This window comes from Dolichospermum flos-aquae CCAP 1403/13F (assembly GCF_012516395.1).
Taxonomy (GTDB): domain Bacteria; phylum Cyanobacteriota; class Cyanobacteriia; order Cyanobacteriales; family Nostocaceae; genus Dolichospermum; species Dolichospermum lemmermannii.
Window position 1 is genome coordinate 4,552,133 of the sequence record NZ_CP051206.1, and the last position, 13,574, is coordinate 4,565,706.

Consider the following 13,574-nt stretch of genomic DNA (forward strand, 5'->3'; position numbering starts at 1 on the left):
CCTCTTCTGGAGTTTCCTTTTTTTTTGTAATTTTTGTAGTCAAATTTACGATATTTTTATGCGACTTGAATATAATAGATATTACAAACCTACCACTTAGATAAGTGTGGTAGTATTTACCAATGCAAGGAGAAACATCCTATGCAAAAAGTCTCACTCTATACGGAATTAGAATATGCTTTTCTGTTCACTCTCAGAAAAGTAAACTCCATTAATACAGCAGGTTTTAAGCCATTTTTTGAAGATTTACCAATTGACCCTTATGTTAAAGGTGAATATCGCTCACGGAGATTATCCAGATTTAAAGTTTGTGGAGATAAATTGGTGAAACTCCCTCACGGATATCTACTACAAAGCAAAGAATATAATCCTTTATTGGGAGGAATCAAAAGGGAATTTGCAGAATTAGATGATAGACTCATACAACTGGAGATTTTTAAGAACCTAATTTTCGCATTTTGTGATGCTTGTAAACTGCATCCAGAAGCAGAAATTGATATTCATCAAATTAGAACTACCTGTTCACCAACTAATTTAGGAAATCCTGCTCCTGAAGGTATTCACCGAGATGGTAGCGATTTTATTGGCATTTTTTCCGCAGGAAGAGATAATATTCAAGGTGGAGAAACCCATTTATACACTGCTAAAAAGGAAAAGCCAGTTTTTAACAAAGTTTTGCAACCTGGAGAAATAATTTTAGTAAATGAACATCAATTTTTTCATTTTACCACTCCCATAAAACCCCAAAATCCAGAATTGGGAAGCAGGGATGTATTTGTGATCAATTATCCTAGTTTAATTTCTGACTTTTAAGAAATATTTTGAAATAGGAATATGCAGATCCCTGAGTTCTTGAAGAAGTCAGGGATATTGTGCGTTTTCTCTGATTTGTTCTATGGTTGATAGTTGACAATTTTCACCTATTCCCTATGCTCAGGCTAGAAGCTGTTAATTTTTATAAACGTTTACAACATCAACACCAATACCCGATTTTACAGGATATTACCTTTGATGTATCACCAGGCGATCGCTTGGTAATTATTGGTGAATCTGGTGCTGGTAAAACTTCCTTATTACGCCTCATTAACCGCCTAAACGAACCCAGCGGCGGGAAAATTTATCTCAAAAATCAGGAATATCGCCAAATTCCCGTTATCCAACTGCGTCAACAGGTAATGCTTGTCCAACAAGAATCTAAGCTGCTGGGGATGACAGTTGGGGAAGCCTTAGCTTATCCTTTAATTCTGCGCGGTGTACCTAAGCAAACTATTCAGGAAAAAGTCAGTTATTGGCAAGAAAAACTGCAAATTCCTGAACAATGGTTAGGACGAACCGAGGTGCAACTTGCTGCTGGACAAAGACAGTTAATTGCGATCGCTCGCGCCCTAGTTACCGAACCCCAGATTTTACTCCTAGATGAGCCTACATCAGCCTTAGACACTCCCACATCCACTCATTTAATAAGTGTACTCACTCACCTAAATCAACCCCATTCCTCGGCAATTTTAATGGTAAATCGCCAAATTGATTTAGCTCAAGCATTTTGTACCCACCTGTTACATCTTCAGCAAGGTCAAATAGTTCTCAATCAACCTGCCGCTGATACAGACTGGGACAACTTAGCAGCCAGCCTCAAGCAAGCCGAAACTCAAGCACTAGCAGAATGGACTTAATCAATTACCCATTAACCATTTCAAGAACTTTGAGTAGTTAGTACAGGAAGTTGATTAGTAAATCTCTCTTTTGGTAATTTTGTGTGTGTTTGCGGAATGTTGACATTCAAAATTTCCATGTTAAACCGGTATCCAACATTGCGGATAGTTTGAATTAAACTGGGTTGACGGGGATCAAGTTCCACCTTCTTCCGCAACGATAAAACATGAGTATCAATAGTGCGGGGATTATCAATAGCATCAGGCCAAGCACGACGTAATAATTCCGATCTACTTAAAGGGACTCCTCCAGCTTGTGCTAAAACGTACAATAAACTGAATTCCTGGGGCGTTAAATCAATAAACTCCCCTTGAAAACGCACCCGACGCTGGACTAAATCAATTTGCAAACTGCCATAATCTAAATAAGCTGGTGCAGTAGGTGTCCGGTTACGGCGGATAATTGCCTCAACCCTAGCCAAAAATTCTTGCATTCCAAAAGGTTTGCTTAAATAATCATCCGCCCCCGCTTTTAATCCTGCTACAATATCGGCTTCATTAGTACGAGCAGATAACATGAGAATTAAAGGCTGTTGTTGACGATGTAACCAGCGGCAAAACTCCACCCCATCACCATCTGACAAATCCGCATCTAGAATGACTAGAGTGGGTTGATGGCTGATAAACACTTCTTTTGCTTGATAAATACTGGCAGCTTGATGAACTCGGTATTCTAGTTGTTGCAAGTGCCAACCCAACAACGACCTCAGATGGGGATTCCCCTCAACAATTTCTATACAAACCGAACCCACAGTGGTAAGACCCCTTAGCGTTGATGAATCTCAAATTAACAATCTCATGGTTAAGGTTTTGTAGTTTTTGTTACTTCAATAGACATATTCTTCACATTTCCCTCAAAAAACCTTGCAGAAAATTTATTTTTTACTTTATTTGCAGCCAAGCTAGTAGCTTTATTAAATTTTTATTACGTTTACATTATATCCATTTGACAACGGAAATAGGTAAATAAAATTACTTTCCCATTACTTGTAGCGGTATGCACTAGAATCAGCTACAAAATTTCCTTCAAAAAGCCATATAACCCTATTACTTTCTTCTCTTCTTTCCTTTCTTCTCTTCTCTTCTCTTCTTTTCTTCTTCTTTTTATTCCTCCTGACTCGGTGACTCCTATCATTAAAGTTTATTTTTGGCAATCTGTCCTACTCCTGAAGAGATATGGTAAACTCAATAGAACAATCATTTACCAAAGGGAGTAGCACAAAAATCACACCTGATTACAACCAAAGGTAGAGACAGGTTGTTACTTATCCCGGAAACAGCTAACAAATTCTCAAACTTGATTTTACAAATTTATGCACTAATAGCTAGATTTGTATTCCCGGTGAGAAACGTCTAAAAAGTTGGATAAAAATCAATTACCCTTTGTGGTTACAAATAGATAGCTAAGTCCAAGCTATCAGATCAAATTTTTGACAAAAAATCGTAAAAATACCTGACAAAATCACCATATTTCCAATTTTTTGGCGTTAGGATCTAATTAAGTTTTTAGCTGCTGGGGGGTCTCACCCAAGGTGAAAATATTAACTGATGAGTTAATACAGAAGAGGGAAGTGATACTTCATTAAGCGTGAATCATCATCTACAATTCTCATTGCAAAGAGATTAATAAAGCAGTTATGCTCCAAGACACACAAGCCATCCGCTACTACCAAAGACTTACCGACGCCTTCGTCGAATTATGGAATCGCGGTTATCGTATGGATGATATGCGGATGTATTTGGATGGATACCTTGCCGCACTTCGACATAGTAACATCATGGAACCATATTGGATTCATCGCTTAGAAGAGGAAGCCAGCCGTTATTTGCATGATGTATCTAACTTCGCAATGGTTCAGCCTGAACCTGAAAAACAACATGGCTACTACTAAAGGTGCTATCTGATTTTGCTGATTAGCCTATTACCGCTGACGATTATAGCACGATTTTTGCATTCGTCAATGGGGTATAGGGGACGAAATTTGGGAAATACTGCAATTGATATGAGATCAAACCCCTTAGTTTTACATCAACAAGGGGAATTTTTTTGTTTATTCGTCAACCTTAGAGGATGTTTGAAAAGTGGTATTCCGTAATTTTCATCACATTGCTACCCCCCTTTCCCCTTGTAAAGGGGGGAAACAATAAAAATCCAGTTCCCTCCCCTTTACAAGGGGAGGGTTAGGGTGGGGTAAAAAATATTTGATACATCAACCATAACTTTTCAAACACCCTCTTAGAAAATAATTAAAACATCTTATGTTTAAAGACAGGTTAATAAAACATTATTATTTACATAAATTTTGAATTTACATTTAACCTTTCAGTTCTGATTAATAATTTCTTGAGATAATTGACACAATTCCTCTAGAGATATCTTTTCTGAATTGTACAATTCTTCAATCTTCTGTGTAGCAACTTCTAAAATTTCCTGACCACTTCTGATTTGAATATTTAATTTATCTTGATTTCCATCATAAATCACAAACAGAGAGATATTTTTATCCATAGTTTGTGTAATCCCTTTGACTTTAAAATCAGTCACAAATTTACCTTCTGCTGGAACATGAAGAGGTAAATTAGAAGATTGAATAATTTCCTGAATATCTGCAAGTTGTAAACTAGAAATTGCGGGAATTTTCGCTTCTATATTCACAAATTCGGCTAAATCTGGCTGCTTAATTACAACATCTTCCAATGATTCATATTGAAATGTAATTTTCCCTGCTAAATTATCAGTAATCGCATAAATTGACACAGAGTATGGAGGTTTAGGGACAGAACCCTGTGCATAAAATAAACTCCCCTCTGCTGTAACTGTAATTTGAGGTGTATCTGCTAGGGTTTGTAAAGATTGCAAATTAGCAATGGTACTTTTAACAAATACAGAATCCAGCCCTAAGATAGATGCTAAATCATTAGCTGTAGGAGGAGGATTAAACTCCATAGCAGCACGAATAATAAACTCTTCTAAGACATTAAATTTGCGGGGTTCTTTAATGGTTAATTCTAAAGAATTTTGAATTACAGTATAGCCAAATTGACGCGCTGCTAAAACTGTTAAACCAGCAGTTTCAGTTTCAATTTTCTCAACTATATATTTCAGATTTTCATCAATTGGTTTAATTACAGAAACAGGAAACATCAATAAAACCTCCATGAGAATTAACAGTTTTGGCAACTTCAGAATACATATTACCTACTGTACCGGGTTTAGTTGTAAATAAATCATGACAACCAACAATTACTAATAATTCTTGTGCGCGGGAAAAAGCCACATTCACCCGTTCTGGTTTATTGGCAAATCCCACATCTCCTTGCTGATTGTTCCTTACCATACTCACAATTACCACTGGTCTTTCCATACCTTGAAATCTATCCACTGTACCTGTTCTAATTTGCAAAGAAGGGAAAAGTTCAGATTGTAAGCGTTCATCAATTTTTCTTAATTGAGCGCCATAAAATGTAATTACAGCTATTTCTTTTTTTGGTTCTCCATTTGCTACTTTATGCACCCAAACCTGCTCAAATTGGTGACAGATACTTTCAATCACATCAACTTCTTTAATATTCAAAAATGAAGTTCCATTGCGTTCTTCTTGAAATTCATTTTCTTTGGGCATTTTTACCCAGCAGAGATGATGGTAAGATTCCATGATTTCTCCTGCTAAATTATGAGCGCGTTTTGTGTCAGGTTCTAAAATCCCACATTCCAATTTACCATGATAAAATTGATTAATTGCGCCCATAATCATCGGGTGCATTCGATATTGAGTATTTAGCATTTTTTTAATGCTTTTATCAGCGGTTTCAAACTGACTTTTAAATAATGATTCTTCTAAAAATTGTAATTCTTCCCTCGTATTCCCCATTGTTTTCGCAACTTCTTCCACGGTGCTAGTATCAAGCATAGGTGGTAATTGTCGATGATCTCCTACCATGACTAATTTTTTACCTTTTAAAGCCGGAATTAGTAACTCTGGAGGAGTGCATTTACTAACTTCATCAATAATCACAACATCAAAAGATTGGAATTCTTCTGAGAAATTATAATTTGCAGCTTGAACACAAGTAATACCAACAACGTTAGCATTATCTAAATAAATCCCTCTGAGGTCTTTACTATCTTGTTCTGAGGGTTGACGAAGTTTTGCAACCCAATCTTGCACAAAATTTTGATATTTGTGCAAATAATTTTCTTCACTTTTTAGCTGTCGTTTCCATGACTTAAATTTATTTTGAATATTGCATAAAGATCCTAAATCTAATAAATCATTATTAGATAATTCTGGTTTTAATTTATCTGGGATTGTTTGCCAAATTGACTGCCACCAATGCCGTTCGCTAATTAAACTAGCTGATAACTGTAATTGTAATTTCTGTTCTAAGTCAGATATTTTTATTTGTAATTCTGCAAGTTCTTGTTGATAAATATCAGCTTCTGCTTGAAAATTTGTGAACTCTTGATTTAAAGAGTCTTTAATTGTTTCTAAAACAGTAAAAGGTGCTAATGATAAAATCAGAGTTTCCATTTCATTAATACGATTTTCCCAAAACTTGACTTGTTGGGAAAATTCCTGGGATTTTTCCCAAATATTTGCTTGTCTAGTCAGATATTTTTCTGCTAAAATCCGTAGTGGTAGGGGGATATTTTGCTGTTTATGAAGTGCTTGTAAGTTATTGATAACTTCTGCAAGTTTTAAATTAGCAGCTTCTTTAGTTTTCTTTACCTGAGATTTAGCTTCAGATATTTGTGCTGATGAAATTTCATTTTCTGGAAGTTCCTGGAATTGCTGTTGTAAAATTTCTAATTGTTGTTCAGCTTCAGTTTTAACTCTTAAAACACATTGACGCGCATGAACTAAGATAATATCTAGTAATTCTTGGGTAATGCGGGTAAGAGTAGCTTCAATGTTATTCCATTCAAAGGACTTACCATAGGTTTTTTCCAATCTAATTAAAAAGACTTGAGTGTTTTCAACTAGCAATTTTCGCTGTTTAGGATTGAGGAGTTGATAATTTTGGAATTTTTGATAGGTTGTTTGCCATTGAATTTGATCAATTTTTGATAAAACTATAGGAATTTGACTAAAACTTTCTTGTAAAAAATAACTAAAATCATGTTTTTTACCTTTTTTATCGGTAAAGTTACCCGCTATTTCATAAGATATGGCTTTTGTTAATACTCCCCAATCTGGTAAACTGATTTGATAATTTTTAGGAACAATAGTTAATTTTAATGTTTTGGCAAACATCAATAAACCTAATGGTAAACCTACCATACTTTCTGTTAATTCAAAATCAGATTCTTGACATTCTTTCAATGCTTGATATAAGTTATTGTAAGCTGTAGATTTCCATTCAACAATGGCTTCAATAATATAATCAATTTCCCGTTTGCGATTTTCCCAAATTTGAATTGTTGTCCGTAAATCGTTTTGGTTATGACAATTTTGATGATCTGTTTCTAATTTCTCCAAAGATACAGAATGCTGCTGGAAAATATAAACTAATTTTGCTACTTCCGAAATAGCTAAACCGACATCATTAGCATCTTTTAATCCCGGTTTAAATGCAGAAATATGAGTTGTGATATTCTTCTGCAACCAAACTGCTAACCCAAATGCACCAAATCCCGGACGAGTAAAACCAAGTTCTTCAATACATTTAATAGCTTGACGCACATTTTCTCGAAAATTCTGTACTTCTTGATTATTTTCTGTATAAGGTTTAATTTGTGGTAAAAAACTGTTGATTTCTGAAGATTCCCAATCTATATTTGTGGCATTTTTGAGAATATTTTCTAACCCAGTAATTAATAATTCAATTTCTTTTTTAGTTACCAAAGTTTGATTATATTCAATTTCTTGATTTTGATAACTTGTTTCTAAATTATCTTTTTCATTTTTGAGTTCATTCTGTTGCTGATTTACTTCTTGTTCTGCCAGAAAATAGTCTGTAAATCGTGGTAATAATGGTAATAATTGATTGATAATTCTAATATTTTCGTGACGTTGACTGAGATTATTTTCACAGTCAGTAGCGGTATTTTGTAGCCATGTACCAATTACTTGATCTTCTAAAAATGGCTGTCCTTCTTCCCCAACTTTTTCGGCTCGTCCCTTTCTAATAGCACGAATAACGGGATTGTGAACTAAGCGACTGAGGGCGTTATCAACGGCTAAATTAGCTTGTGAGGTAATTAATGTGCGTCCCCCGCGCAAAGCTACTTGATAGCAAATTTCCGCAATTACGGTAGTTTTTCCTGTACCTGGTGGTCCTTGAATCAGCACTAAATCTTCTGCGGACAGGACTTTTTCAACTGCGGCTTTTTGTCCAGCATTTGCAGAAGATAATAATAAGTCTTTTGAGTTAAGTTTAATCCTTTTGATAATCGGTCTGGCTTGGGAAGCGTCAAAGAGAAAGTTACCTAAATAGGGGTTTTGAGTGCGTCCTTGTTTTAATTGTTCTAAGGCTTTTTCTTTCCGTTCAATTTGTTTGATGTCTCCAGCAGCATCAAAAAATAAGTAACCATTCTTGGGAAGTTGATAATTACCTTTGGCTATATATTCGATGATTTCTCGTTCTAATCGAACATGAATAAAATTATGTTTTTGATCAATTTTTTCAATAGTTCCTAATTGACGACTGTGACGACGATTTCTGTCTGTGGGTACGGAATCTAAAAAGTTAACTTCTTGATTTTTGGCTTTTCTTACCCGTTCCCAAAAGTTTTCTACACCTAAAATATTCTCTTCAGAACCGTTAAGGGTAGCTGAATTAACTTTAACTTCTAAAGCGATTTGTCGAGAATTTGAGCCATGATGAGAAATTCGGAAAGATACACAAAATTGCCGGGATTTAGCAATGCGTTCTTCAACTTTTAAAAATGCTTTCCAGGCTTTAAGTTGATCTTCTGTGGGGACATGATTTCCGCAAATTGGCATATTTTTAATTTTTGCCAATAATGGTTTGGGAATATCCAAAGGATGTTGATGATTGGGACTTAGTCGCAACCAATAGGGTAAAGCATAGCCGTCAATATTTCCCCGCAATTCATGTAATAAATAAGCTGATAAAATTTTAAATCCGCCATGTCCATCTTGACGAATAGCAGCTTTAAATGCTAAAGTTTTTCCTAGCTTTTTCAGTTTTTTTGGTAGTTGAAAGTTTTCTTGATCTGTGGCTATAGTTAGTTCCCAAATCTCTTCTCCTGGTTCTTTTGCAGTTCCTTGACGACGAATATAAAACAAGCCAGGTTGTTTACCAACTAAATCAAATAATAATTCATTGGCACGCTCTCGTCGTTCTCTAAATTCAGGATATAATTGTAGAGATGATTGACCTTCAAGATGGCGAACTAAATTATCAACGGCTGAACCTATAAACGTATAACCACAATCTTCTATCTTTGTTTTATTATTCATAGTTTTGGTAAAAAATATTAGTAATCAATAATGTAATATTAATAAGGATCAGATCCCCGACTTCTTTAAGAAGTCGGGGATCTTGTAGTTGATATTAAGAAGCTAGTGCTACTTCTACCAATTCTTGTAATTCACCTTTGTTGTACATTTCAATCAAAATATCAGAACCGCCAACGAATTGACCATTAATGTATACTTGGGGAATTGTTGGCCAGTTGGAATATTCTTTGATGCCTTGACGAATTTCTTGATCTGCAAGTATGTCAAGGGTTTCAAAGGGAACTCCTAAGGTATTGAGAATTTGGACAACGTTATTAGAGAAACCACATTGGGGCATTAATTTATTGCCCTTCATGAAAACCATAATTTTGTTTTCTTCTACCAAAGTATCAATTCTTTCTTTAAGTTCTGGGGTCATGATTAGTTATTTCCTGCGTTGTTAAAAGTCAAAAGTCAAGACAATTTCAGATTTTGTTTTCTCAAGGCAATCATCTTAAATTAGTTTGTTGCTTGCCAAGCTTCGGGAGTGTAGGTTTTAAGTGCTAAAGCATGAATAGCTTCGCTGGATATAGCTTGTTGCAATGCGCCATAAACTAGTTGGTGTTGTTGCACCATTCCCTTATCTACAAACTGCGATGAAACTACTGTTACCTGATAGTGATCACCACCACCTGTCAAGTCTTGTACTTGCACTTGGGCATCTGGCATTTGTGCCTTGATCATTCCCTCTACCTGTTGCGGACTTATCATCGCAATTCCTGAAAAAACTTACTTCTCTATTATTAACAGATATGTCGCGGTTGGCTGTTGCCTGTTAGCATTTGCCGATTATTTTTTACCTTGACGCGGAAAGGGGGCATCTACAAAACCTAATTCAAATAATTGTTGGTATGCTTTTGTGCCTAATTCTCTGGTGGGGTTTTGACTTTTAATGATTTGCACTAGCAAAGGGATGGCTAATTCTGGCTGATTTTGCGCTCTATGTACTAAGGCTAACTGATAGGTGGCTTCATCTCGCTTTTGGGCAGTTGCTAAAGCATTCTGGCGGTGGGAATCGGCGGTACGAATGTCAATACCTGCAAAACTAGAATTTAGGTCTTGATAAAAGCTTGATAATTGATTATAAACTTGGCGGGCTTCTTGGAGTTTTTTGGCAGCCAGAGGGTAATCTTGACTAGCAACTGCTTGGGCTGATTCTTTGATCAAGCGATCGCCTCCCTCTATACTTAAAAGATTATTACTTATTCCTGTGGGGCTGAGGGTATTAGGCTGATCTGTATTAATAGGTTTTGGTTGTTCCGTAGGTTTGATTTGATTAGCGGGTTTGGCTTGATTAACAGGATTTGATAACTTTTTCCCCTGAGCATAAGCAGGTAACAGCAGACCCAAAACTGCTATGAGTGATAAAAATGTGAAGCGAATTAAGGGAGCAGCATTCATGAGTTTAATTAGTGCAATAATTCTATAGAAAAAGTTGGGAAACCTTGTGTATCTTAACTCTCTTTGTCCTAGAGATAAAGTCAGTCACGCGATAACCATTCAAAAAGCAGAAGAAAAAATCCCCCAACTAACGCTAGAGGATATATTCTCCATACTTTGTGTTAGTCGTCAGTTACCTATTTTAAAGTTCCCAAAACAGGAGTTAACTCAGTCGCTGGAATCTGCGGATTTAATAATCCACTAGCATAAACACGAGGATTGGTTTGGGAAATAATCGTATAAGATTGGCGAACATGAGCATTGACAGCTACAGTTTTCGCATCATACATTTGCATGGCTACTTTAGGGTAGAAACCAATGCCAATAATCAGCACCAGAAAACAGGCAGCAATAAACACTTCACGGGGTCTGGCATCAGTATATACCGTTTCCGTTGGTAAAAGGCAATCTGTACCAAAACAAGCCGTTCCTTCGTCTTCTTGATTTTCCAACCCAGCATTGTTAATATCGCAGATCAGTGCCGCACCAGAACCGTAAAATACTTGACGCAGCATAGAAAGGAGATAAATAGGTGTGAGAATAACTCCCACAGCCGCTAGGAAAACGGTAACGGTGCAGAATGTGGAAGTGTAAACATCGCTAGTAGTTATCCCGACAAACACCGAAAGTTCACCGACAAAGCCACTCATTCCCGGTAAAGCCAAAGATGCCATTGCCCCCATTGTAAATAGAGCAAATACCTTTGGCATAGCTTGACCAATCCCACCCATTTCTGACATGACCATTGTGCGGGAACGGTCATAAGTTACACCAGCCAAAAAGAATAACACGGAAGCAATTAAACCATGGGAGATCATTTGCAACATTGCCCCGTTGATACCCAAATCGGTGAAAGAGGCAATTCCTATTAATACAAAACCCATGTGGGAAATGGACGAATAAGCCAAACGCCGTTTCATATTCGTTTGGGCAAAGGAATTTAACGCACCATAGATAATATTGACAACACCGAGAATGACGAGAACGGGGGCAAAGTAAAAATGAGCATCGGCAAGTAGGTCAAGATTCAGGCGAATTAGTCCATATCCACCCATTTTCAACAACACACCCGCCAAAATCATGGATACGGGAGAAGATGCTTCACCGTGGGCATCAGGTAGCCAGGTATGCAAGGGGAAAATCGCCAATTTTACGCCAAAGGCAATTAACAACCCAGCATATAGTAGCAGTTGCAGAGTGAGGGGATATTCTTTTTGTGCGAGTTCTGCAATATCAAAAGTGACATTTCCGCCGCCATATAGCCCCATTGCTAGGGCTGCCACCAAGATAAATATAGAAGCTGCTGCGGTATAAAGTAAGAATTTTGTAGCTGCGTAGCGTCGTCGTTGTCCACCCCAAATACAAACTAGTAAATATACGGGGATTAACTCGACTTCCCACATAATGAAAAATAACAGCAAGTCTTGGGCAACAAATACCCCAACCTGTGCCGAATACAACACAAGCATGAGAAAATAGAACAGCTTTGGTCTGCGGTCAACTTGCCAAGCTGAAAACATCGCCAGTGTGGTCACAAATCCCGCCAAAAGTACCAAGGGGGCAGAAATACCATCCACAGAAACTGCCCAGTTTAGTCCTATCTGAGGCATCCAGACATAATTTTCTACCAGTTGAAAACCCGCATTACTAGCATCGTAATGTTTCCAAAAGGCATAACACATCAAAATAAAGTCAGCAATACCTACGCCCAGTGCATACCATCTGACAAGTTTGCCGTCTTTATCAGGCAATACAGGGATGAAAAAGGATGCTAAAAGTGGAAATAGGACAATTGCGGTAAGCCAGGGAAATTGAGCCGCTATCATGTCAATAGGAAAAAATACTTATTGGTTGATTTTGCTATTGTACTAAACTTTTTAACAATTTCTTTATAAGTTTTTACCCCAGGTTAGCATAAAGGAATATATACATAAATATATCTTATGCTCAGGATTGAGTAGATGAGAAAACGTCTTTATCTGTCTAATGATATAAATTCGCTCTGCTTTTAAGTGAAAAATTTTAGGCTTTTGCTGAGGAGAAATGTGATAAAATTGGTTAATAGTTGACAAATGACAGCCGACTAATAACAACTAACAAATGAACGATTTTTGGAATACGATTTTAGAGTTTGCAGAAACCACTACTATCAGAGTGGGAAAACAATTAATGCAGGATTTTGGTAAAGTCCAAGCTTCACAAAAAGCTGATGGTAGCTTGGTAACAAAATCAGATAAATGGGCAGATCAAGAAATTCGAGATGCTATTGTTTCTACTTTCTCCGGTTACGGCATTTTGAGCGAAGAAAGTAATCAAACTTTTCCGAATGCAGAATGGTGTTGGGTAATTGATCCTTTGGATGGTACAACCAACTTTACCAGAGGAATTCCGATTTGGTCTATTTCTCTGGGGTTACTTTATCGAGGAACGCCCATTTTTGGTTATGTTTACGCGCCACCATTAAATCAAGCCTTTCACGGATTTTGGGCGGGTTCGTCAGGCTTAACAACGCCAACGGGAGCATTTTTAAATAATCATCCCATTCATACCAGTAAAGATGCTCCCAGCAAAAACCACTTTTTTAACCTTTGTTCTCGTAGTACCGACATTATTCAACCGGGTTTCCCCTGTAAAATTCGGATGTTAGGAGTTGCTAGTTATAACTTTCTTTCCGTCGCAACTGGTGCGGTTTTGGGGGGAATTGAAGCCACACCCAAGGTATGGGATATTGCTGGCGCTTGGGTCATTGTCCAAGCTGCGGGTGGGACGTGGGTATCGCTCAATTCTGAGTCTTTTCCATTATCGCCGGGAATGGATTATAGCGATCGCTCTTTTCCCACAATGGTTGTGAGTAATTCCGATATAGTTCCGATATTTACACCATTTCTAGAAAGTGCAAAACTTTAACAACTAACAACTAACAACTGACAACTGACAACTGACAACTGACAACTGA

At 37.0% G+C, this 13,574-nt stretch carries 12 protein-coding genes; 4 read left to right on the plus strand and 8 right to left on the minus strand.

Translation table 11 applies throughout. The annotated features are described in order from the left end of the window. The first annotated feature begins 141 nt into the window (after nucleotides 1–141). Nucleotides 142–813, plus strand: a complete 672-nt coding sequence (locus tag HGD76_RS21765; RefSeq protein ID WP_148763804.1) for a 2OG-Fe dioxygenase family protein — start codon at nucleotides 142–144, stop codon at nucleotides 811–813. 116 nt (nucleotides 814–929) lie between these two features. Then, complete coding sequence (locus tag HGD76_RS21770) at nucleotides 930–1,673, plus strand: ABC transporter ATP-binding protein (protein WP_168697013.1); 744 nt, start codon at nucleotides 930–932, stop codon at nucleotides 1,671–1,673. A gap of 20 nt (nucleotides 1,674–1,693) precedes the next feature. On the opposite strand, the gene HGD76_RS21775 is transcribed toward HGD76_RS21770, so the two are convergent. Both HGD76_RS21775 and HGD76_RS26020 read right to left on the minus strand, forming a co-directional pair. Continuing rightward, on the minus strand, nucleotides 1,694–2,464 hold the full coding sequence (locus tag HGD76_RS21775; RefSeq protein WP_015083329.1) for a response regulator transcription factor: 771 nt from the start codon (nucleotides 2,462–2,464) through the stop codon (nucleotides 1,694–1,696). A 260-nt stretch (nucleotides 2,465–2,724) separates the two neighbouring features. Then, the gene (locus tag HGD76_RS26020) at nucleotides 2,725–2,847 is read right to left on the minus strand and encodes a hypothetical protein (RefSeq protein WP_267904288.1); all 123 of its coding nucleotides are present in this window, start codon (nucleotides 2,845–2,847) and stop codon (nucleotides 2,725–2,727) included. A gap of 502 nt (nucleotides 2,848–3,349) precedes the next feature. Here HGD76_RS26020 and HGD76_RS21780 point away from each other — a divergent pair. Then, nucleotides 3,350–3,604, plus strand: coding sequence for a DUF6761 family protein (locus HGD76_RS21780; protein WP_015083328.1), 255 nt, complete (start codon nucleotides 3,350–3,352; stop codon nucleotides 3,602–3,604). 431 nt (nucleotides 3,605–4,035) lie between these two features. Here HGD76_RS21780 and HGD76_RS21785 read toward each other — a convergent pair whose 3' ends face one another. From HGD76_RS21785 to HGD76_RS21810, 6 genes are all read right to left on the minus strand, one after another. After that, nucleotides 4,036–4,857: a hypothetical protein gene (locus tag HGD76_RS21785; protein ID WP_174782945.1), complete on the minus strand. Its 822-nt coding sequence runs from the start codon at nucleotides 4,855–4,857 to the stop codon at nucleotides 4,036–4,038. Further along, nucleotides 4,835–9,139, minus strand: a complete 4,305-nt coding sequence (locus tag HGD76_RS21790; RefSeq protein ID WP_168697014.1) for an AAA domain-containing protein — start codon at nucleotides 9,137–9,139, stop codon at nucleotides 4,835–4,837. Before HGD76_RS21790 ends, HGD76_RS21785 begins: the two co-directional genes overlap by 23 nt. Before the next feature lie 94 nt (nucleotides 9,140–9,233). Continuing rightward, nucleotides 9,234–9,557, minus strand: a complete 324-nt coding sequence (gene grxD, locus HGD76_RS21795) for a Grx4 family monothiol glutaredoxin (RefSeq protein ID WP_148763798.1) — start codon at nucleotides 9,555–9,557, stop codon at nucleotides 9,234–9,236. Between the two features lie 80 nt (nucleotides 9,558–9,637). Further along, nucleotides 9,638–9,889, minus strand: a complete 252-nt coding sequence (locus tag HGD76_RS21800) for a BolA family protein (protein WP_148763796.1) — start codon at nucleotides 9,887–9,889, stop codon at nucleotides 9,638–9,640. Between the two features lie 78 nt (nucleotides 9,890–9,967). Beyond that, nucleotides 9,968–10,588, minus strand: coding sequence for a hypothetical protein (locus tag HGD76_RS21805; protein WP_407644817.1), 621 nt, complete (start codon nucleotides 10,586–10,588; stop codon nucleotides 9,968–9,970). Nucleotides 10,589–10,755: 167 nt separating this feature from the next. Continuing rightward, on the minus strand, nucleotides 10,756–12,444 hold the full coding sequence (locus tag HGD76_RS21810; RefSeq protein WP_168697016.1) for an NAD(P)H-quinone oxidoreductase subunit 4: 1,689 nt from the start codon (nucleotides 12,442–12,444) through the stop codon (nucleotides 10,756–10,758). Between the two features lie 274 nt (nucleotides 12,445–12,718). On the opposite strand from HGD76_RS21810, the gene HGD76_RS21815 reads away from it, so the two are divergent. Beyond that, a complete protein-coding gene (locus HGD76_RS21815) occupies nucleotides 12,719–13,525 on the plus strand; it encodes an inositol monophosphatase family protein (RefSeq protein ID WP_015083321.1) in 807 nt (268 codons plus the stop codon). Nucleotides 13,526–13,574: the final 49 nt, after the last annotated feature.

Coding starts and splice junctions, on each gene's coding strand:
- HGD76_RS21765 (WP_148763804.1), top strand. CDS start 142: ATGCAAAAAGTCTCACTCTATACGGAATTAGAATATGCTTTTCTGTTC.
- HGD76_RS21770 (WP_168697013.1), top strand. CDS start 930: ATGCTCAGGCTAGAAGCTGTTAATTTTTATAAACGTTTACAACATCAA.
- HGD76_RS26020 (WP_267904288.1), bottom strand. CDS start 2,847: ATGATAGGAGTCACCGAGTCAGGAGGAATAAAAAGAAGAAGAAAAGAA.
- HGD76_RS21780 (WP_015083328.1), top strand. CDS start 3,350: ATGCTCCAAGACACACAAGCCATCCGCTACTACCAAAGACTTACCGAC.
- HGD76_RS21785 (WP_174782945.1), bottom strand. CDS start 4,857: ATGTTTCCTGTTTCTGTAATTAAACCAATTGATGAAAATCTGAAATAT.
- HGD76_RS21790 (WP_168697014.1), bottom strand. CDS start 9,139: ATGAATAATAAAACAAAGATAGAAGATTGTGGTTATACGTTTATAGGT.
- grxD (WP_148763798.1), bottom strand. CDS start 9,557: ATGACCCCAGAACTTAAAGAAAGAATTGATACTTTGGTAGAAGAAAAC.
- HGD76_RS21800 (WP_148763796.1), bottom strand. CDS start 9,889: ATGATAAGTCCGCAACAGGTAGAGGGAATGATCAAGGCACAAATGCCA.
- HGD76_RS21810 (WP_168697016.1), bottom strand. CDS start 12,444: ATGATAGCGGCTCAATTTCCCTGGCTTACCGCAATTGTCCTATTTCCA.
- HGD76_RS21815 (WP_015083321.1), top strand. CDS start 12,719: ATGAACGATTTTTGGAATACGATTTTAGAGTTTGCAGAAACCACTACT.